The following is a 5613-nucleotide window of genomic DNA, read 5'->3' as shown; positions in this document are numbered from 1 at the left end:
GCCCGGAAGCAGAGGAACTCACCCGACCATTGTGCCGTGATCCCGCGGACCGGCCCAACACGCCGGGCCGGGGATATGCTGGGGGACACCCGTGGCAGTGCGTCCTGGCCCCCGTGCGCGGCGGAGCGGGGCGCAGCCGAAACTCGAAGGTGAGGAACAACGTGGCAGAGACGACCCAGCAGGGCTCGGGAAATGTGGCGGACCGGAACTTGGCACTGGAACTGGTGCGCGTCACGGAGGCGGCCGCGATCGCGGGCGGCCACTGGGTGGGCGCCGGTGACAAGAACAGCGCGGACGGCGCGGCCGTGGACGCCATGCGCTCGTTCCTCTCCACCGTGGACTTCAACGGCACCGTGGTGATCGGCGAGGGCGAGAAGGACGAGGCCCCCATGCTGTTCAACGGTGAGCAGGTGGGCAGCGGCGAGGGCCCCGCCTCGGACGTGGCGGTGGACCCCATCGACGGCACCCGCCTGACCGCCCTGGGCATGAACAACGCGCTCGCGGTGATCGCCGTGGCGGACGGCGGCTCCATGTTCGACCCCTCCGCCGTGTTCTACATGGACAAGCTCGTGGTGGGCCCCGAGGCCGCGGACATGGTGGACCTGCGCCTGCCCGTGAAGCAGAACATCCACCTGGTGGCCAAGGCCAAGGGCGTCAAGCCCAACCAGGTGACCGTGTGCGTGCTGGACCGCCCCCGCCACCAGGGTCTCGTGGAGGAGATCCGCGCCACGGGTGCCCGCACCCGCATGATCCTGGACGGCGACGTGGCCGGCGCGATCGCCGCGTGCCGCGAGGGCACCGGTGTGGACATGATGATGGGCATCGGCGGCACCCCGGAGGGCATCGTGACCGCGTGCGCCGTGAAGGCCACCGGTGGCGTGATCCAGGGTCGGCTCGCTCCCACGGACGAGGCCGAGCGCCAGAAGGCCGAGGACGCCGGGCTGGACGTGGACCGGATCCTCACCACGGACGAGCTGGTCACCTCCGACAACTGCTTCTTCGCGGCCACCGGCATCACGGACGGGGACCTGCTGCGCGGGGTCCGCTACCGCGGCCGCACGATCGCCACCCAGTCCATCGTGATGCGTTCGCGCTCCGGCACGGTGCGCATGGTCGAGGCCGAGCACCTGGCCAAGAAGTGGGAGAAGTACGAGCGGCTGCACGCCTGAGCCGTTCCCGCACCGCCGAACGCGCGTGCCCACCCGCCCCGGGTGGCCACGCGCGTTCTGCTTTCGCGGCTAAGCTGGGGCGCGGTGTGCAGGGCCTGAGGAGAGGAAACACCGTGGCGTTGAGCGTGTCCCCGTGCGGCAACCGCAAGACCTGGGACGCGCGCGTCCGGGTCACGGGCGGGCATCCCGAACTGCTGTGGGGAATCGGCGACGCCGAGGCCCTCACCGAGGACCGGGTGAGCGTGGAGCGCGTGGCCGTGGACCGCGGCGATCAGACAGTGGGGTACGGCCAGCTGCTGGTCCACCCGGAGGACCGCCACACGGTGGTGGACGCGAAGTCCCTGCACGTGAAGAACCCCCGAGACCTGCCGGCCGTCCTGGAGGCGCTGCAGGAGCACGCGCGCACCGCGCACGACGCCGCCGTGCTGCGCGTGAGCCCCGACACCCACGCCACCACCGAGCTCGCGGCGCAGCTCGCCGAGGCCGGCTACCGGCGGCGGGACAGGATCCGCCGCGGCGAGGCCGGTCCCCGCCACCTGGTGGGGCGCCTGGGCGAGACGGAGGGTGAGCTCTCGAAACGACTTTCCAGCGAGACGCTGCAGCGCTGCCGCGCGGGGCTGCGCGACTCCGGGGTGCGGGTCCGCCGCGTGAACGCCGCGGACCGGGACCTGTGCCACGTGGGCCTGCGCACCCAGCACATCCGCGAGCTGCTGCGCGCCGTGGGGGAGAACTCGGTGTTCCTGGTGGCCACCGAGCACGCCGAGGACGGCTCCGAGTCCGCGCTGGGCTACCTCTGGTTCGTGCACACCGGCGAGTCCGCCATGGTCTACCGCCTGGGTTTCACGGACCGTGCCCGTCAGCTGGGGGTGGACGACGCCCTGCTGCTCACGGGCCTCGTCCAGCTCCAGCAGCGCCAGGTCCACAAGGTTCTCGCGGGTGATCCCGACCAGCCGGGCCAGCCCATGGTGCTGCGCGAGCTCGCCACCGAGGACCACGAGGTGCTCGGCACGTGGGAGTACCCGCTGGTGGGGGAGTTCCAGGTGGCCGGGCGCGCGGAGAAGGCCCGTCGGCGCTTCTTCCGCCGCCGCACCAGGCGCGGGGCCGCGGCGGAGGAGCTGCTGCCGCAGAGTTCCGAGCACACCGCCACGACGACGCCGGACCCCGCCTCCCCCCCGCCGCAGACCTCGGGTGCCCCCTCGAACCAGAGCGCCCCCTCGGACCGGGCCGCCGAGGCCGTGGATCGCGGGACCGCGGCCGCGGAGCATGGTGTCGCCACGGCAACCGCTGAGGCTTTCGGCGGCACGCGGGACAGTGGCGCGGCCCCGGGCGACCCGTCCGGCCAGCGCACGACGAGCGGCACGCCTGGCGGACGTCCGGAGCGCGAGGCCCCGCACGATGACCTCGCCACGGTCACCCCGATCGCTCCCACCGTGGATGTGGATCCGGATCTCGCCCGTCCGGGCGACAGTGCTCCGGAAGCCGTGAGCGCCGAGCCCTCGGACGTGGCCGCGGCGCCGGGCGAGCAGTCGCGGCACGGCAGGACGCCGGGCGCGGGAGGCAGGCGCCGCAGCGCGAGGACATTCGCCCGTTCGACCGCGCAGGAGCCCCCGCGCACGAGGAAGCAGGGGAGGAGCACCGGGTTTCCGGCACCGGGACGTGCCGAGGAGACCGCGGCGGCTCCCGTGGCGGCCACGGAGCGGGTGGCCACCGAGCAGGTGGGCGGCGTGGACGGGGGCCACGCGGCGTCGTCCACGGATCGAGCCGCGGCACGCCGTGCGGAGCGGCCCGCCGTGGCGCTCGTGCGGCGAGCCGTGGCCGAGGGCAGGGCCGCCGTGCGGGACGCCGCACGCTGGTGACCCCGGCGGCCCCCGGACCGGGTCCGGGGGCCGCCGGGTCCGCGCGCTGCGGGCGGAACCGCTGCCGCGGCGGCTAGTCCCGGCCGGAGACCAGGTTGGCCGCGCGCGCGACGAGTGGCTGCGGCAGCAGCCCGGCCACACGCTCCAGGGCGTGATAGACGCGCGGGAAGACCACCCGGGGGCGCCCGCGGTCCAGCGCGGAGAGGGCGGCCGCCACCAGGTCGTCCGGCCTCGCGGAACGGCCCGTGTCAATGGCCGAGGCGTCCGCGACCGCGAAGAAGTCCGTGTCCACGGGCCCGGGGCACACGCTCAGCACGTGCACGCCGTGCTTGCGGGCCTCCACACCCACCGCCAGCGTGAACCGGTCCACGAACGCCTTGGTCGCGCTGTACGTGGCCATGGACGGCAGCGGCTGGAACGCGGCCACGGACGCGATGTTGACGATCGCCCCGTGCCCGGCGGCCGTCATGGAGCGCAGCGCGGTGTGCGTGAGCGTCATGAGCGCTCGGACGTTCACGGTGAGCTCCTCGAGCTCCCGGTCCAGTTCCAGCCGCGCGAACTCCCCGTGGCTGCCGAAGCCGGCGTTGTTCACCAGCAGGTCCACGGGCTCGGTGCTCAGCCACGCGGAGAGCGCGTCGATGCCCTCCTGCGTGCCGAGGTCCGCGGCCACCACGCGCGCGGTGCCGCCCGTGACCGCGTCGGAGAGCTCGGTGAGCTTCTCCTCGCTGCGGCCCGTGAGGACCAGTGAGTAGCCGCGCTCGTGCAGGGCACGGGTGAAGGCCCGGCCGATGCCGCCCGTGGCTCCGGTGACCAGTGCTGTGCGCGTCATGCCGCTGCCTCCGCCGTGCGGCGCTCCCGCAGCCGGGTGCGCAGCTCGCGCGCCCTCGTGCGTGCGGTGGACAGTCCCTCGCGGGCCGCCCGGGCACCGGTGTAGGCGGCGTAGCCCGCGCGGGAGACCGGGAGGTCCCACGTGCCGGGGTAGGACACGGGCTGCCCGCCGAAGGACTTCTTGAAGGACGTGAACCCGTACCACTCGTGCTCGGGTCCCGCCTCCTCCGGGGCGGTGCCGAAGAGGTCGAACCACGTGAGTCCCTTCTCCTTGGCCTCCATGATCATGGTGACCACCAGGGGGATGCCCGCGGAGAGCCTGCGGTGCTCCTGGTCCATGGCCGCGTGGGCGTAGGTGCGGGTGTCCCCGGAGTCGTACACGAGCGACGCCGCAATGGGCTCGCCGTGGAGCTTCGCGAGGTACAGGCTCGCGGCGCCCACCGGCATGAGGGACTCGGCCGCGGCCCGCAGGTAGTCGTCCTGCTGACGGTTGAAGTTCCGGCGTCTGGCGGTGTCGTCCAGGAACGACAGCAGGAACCGCACGTCCTGCGGGTCCTGCGAGCGCTCGATGCTCACACCCTTCTTGTGGATGTTGCGGTAGAGGTTGCGGTTGGTGGACTTCATGTCCTTGAGCAGGTCCTTGGCGTCCTTGCGCAGGTCCACCACCTGGGTGTGCCCCGGCTGCACCTGGCGCGGGGAGCGGCGCATGCCGCGGCGCCGCAGGGACTCCTCGGCGCTCTCCGACCCGCTCGCGGGGTGGCCGTTGACGGGCTCCACCCGCACGAACCAGCAGCGCTCCTGCCGGGCGCGTGCCACGAGGTCCGCCAGCGCCCGGTCGAACGCGTCGGGGGACTCGGCCTCCGGCCCGTACGGGCAGTACAGGTAGCGCCCGGTGCGTCCGCCCTCGACGGTCGCCAGGTAGCGCCACCCCGGGCCCTCGGCCTGGAGGACCCGGTGTCCGATGCTCTGCTGGAACTGTGCCCACTCGGGGGACTGCAGGATATTCGCCACGCCCCCACTGTACCGATGCGCGGGGTGTCTCCCGGTGGGACCCGGGTCACCCTGCACGGAGCGCCGCCCCCGTCACGCGCTGCTGCCGGGGGACGTCACTGCGGTAGGGAGCACGTCCCGTTCGGGGACAGCTGCTCCTCGGCGGGAAGCTTGAGACCCGCGGGCGCCGTGAGCGCGGCCGGGACCACCGCGGCGGTCCCGATGCCCGGCCCGCTGCCGAGCACGGACACCCCGCCCGCGGGCGCCGCCCCGGAAGCGTGGGCCGCGGCCGCGGACGACGACGCCGCGGTTCCGCCGGACGATGAGGCCGCCTGGGCGCCGTCGGCCTTCTTGAGGACGTCCGCGAGATCCGACTGGAACCGCGCGTAGTCGGGGTAGGTGGGGAAGGACTGGTCGTAGTAGGGCGGGCCCGCCGCGTAGGACTGCAGCTCGTGGTGCTGGGCCTTGGTGGCCACGGAGACCATGGAGCCGATCGAGGACTGCGGGATGTCCGTCTCCAGGATCTGTTGCCCGGACCGCGCGAGGTCGTCGAACTTGGTGACCACCGTGACGGGGTCCAGCTGGGCGAGCATGGCGGCCTGCACGCAGCGCTGCCGGGCCTGGCGGTCGTAGTCCGTGGCGCCCTCACGGGAGCGGGCGTACCAGAGGGCGTGGTAGCCGTCCATGTGCTGGGTGCCCGGCTCGATCCAGCCCAGGATGGGGTTCTTCTCACCCGTGTCCAGGTTGGTGCCCCCGCCCATGGGGACCCG

General features: G+C 73.4%; 5 protein-coding genes. 2 read left to right on the top strand and 3 right to left on the bottom strand.

Annotation, left to right across the window (positions count from 1 at the left end):
• The first annotated feature begins 161 nt into the window (after nt 1–161).
• Together glpX and CWC38_RS10655 are read left to right on the top strand one after the other, a co-directional pair.
• Nucleotides 162–1169, top strand: coding sequence for a class II fructose-bisphosphatase (glpX, locus tag CWC38_RS10660; RefSeq protein ID WP_121846713.1), 1008 nt, complete (start codon nt 162–164; stop codon nt 1167–1169).
• 113 nt (nt 1170–1282) lie between these two features.
• Complete coding sequence (locus tag CWC38_RS10655) at nt 1283–3025, top strand: hypothetical protein (protein WP_121846712.1); 1743 nt, start codon at nt 1283–1285, stop codon at nt 3023–3025.
• Between the two features lie 73 nt (nt 3026–3098).
• On the opposite strand, the gene CWC38_RS10650 is transcribed toward CWC38_RS10655, so the two are convergent.
• The 3 genes from CWC38_RS10650 to CWC38_RS10640 form a co-directional block, all read right to left on the bottom strand.
• Complete coding sequence (locus CWC38_RS10650) at nt 3099–3854, bottom strand: SDR family NAD(P)-dependent oxidoreductase (RefSeq protein ID WP_121846711.1); 756 nt, start codon at nt 3852–3854, stop codon at nt 3099–3101.
• On the bottom strand, nt 3851–4864 hold the full coding sequence (locus tag CWC38_RS10645) for a lipid II:glycine glycyltransferase FemX (protein ID WP_121846710.1): 1014 nt from the start codon (nt 4862–4864) through the stop codon (nt 3851–3853). The genes CWC38_RS10650 and CWC38_RS10645 overlap by 4 nt, the downstream gene beginning before the upstream one ends.
• 95 nt (nt 4865–4959) lie before the next feature.
• A partial coding sequence (locus CWC38_RS10640; RefSeq protein WP_133306253.1) for an LCP family protein occupies nt 4960–5613 on the bottom strand: 654 nt, incomplete at its 5' end.

The organism is Kocuria tytonicola, assembly GCF_003687455.1.
In the GTDB taxonomy this organism is placed as follows: Bacteria; Actinomycetota; Actinomycetes; order Actinomycetales; family Micrococcaceae; genus Kocuria; species Kocuria tytonicola.
The sequence above is the reverse complement of the archived record's forward strand: the minus strand, read 5'-3'. Positions and strand labels throughout refer to the sequence as shown.